At 55.8% G+C, this 599-nt stretch carries 1 rRNA gene; it reads left to right on the top strand.

From position 1 onward, the window contains the following. Positions 1–599: ribosomal RNA gene (locus tag H8B06_RS20505) — 23S ribosomal RNA — on the top strand; the annotation flags it as partial.

A 599-nucleotide genomic window follows, 5' to 3' on the forward strand; every position in this document is an offset into this window, starting at 1 on the left:
TGCCGGGGACATTGTTTGGTGGGTAGTTTGACTGGGGTGGTCGCCTCCAAAAAGGTAACGGAGGCTTTCAAAGGTAAGCTCAGTACGCTTGGTAACCGTACGCGGAGTGCAATGGCAAAAGCTTGCTTGACTGTGAGACCAACAAGTCGATCAGGGTCGAAAGACGGACATAGTGATCCGGTGGTTCCGCATGGAAGGGCCATCGCTCAAAGGATAAAAGGTACTCTGGGGATAACAGGCTGATCTCCCCCAAGAGCTCATATCGACGGGGAGGTTTGGCACCTCGATGTCGGCTCGTCACATCCTGGGGCTGGAGAAGGTCCCAAGGGTTGGGCTGTTCGCCCATTAAAGTGGCACGCGAGCTGGGTTCAGAACGTCGCGAGACAGTTCGGTCCCTATCTGTTGTGGGCGTTGGAAGTTTGAGTGGGTCTGGCCTTAGTACGAGAGGACCGGGCTGGACGCACCTCTGGTGAACCAGTTATGCCGCCAGGTGTACTGCTGGGTAGCTACGTGCGGTCAGGATAAGCGCTGAAAGCATCTAAGTGCGAAACCTGCCACGAGATAAGGCTTCCTTACAGGGCCGTGGGAGACTACCACGT

Source organism: Sphingobacterium micropteri (assembly GCF_014692515.1).
Lineage (GTDB): Bacteria > Bacteroidota > Bacteroidia > Sphingobacteriales > Sphingobacteriaceae > Sphingobacterium > Sphingobacterium micropteri.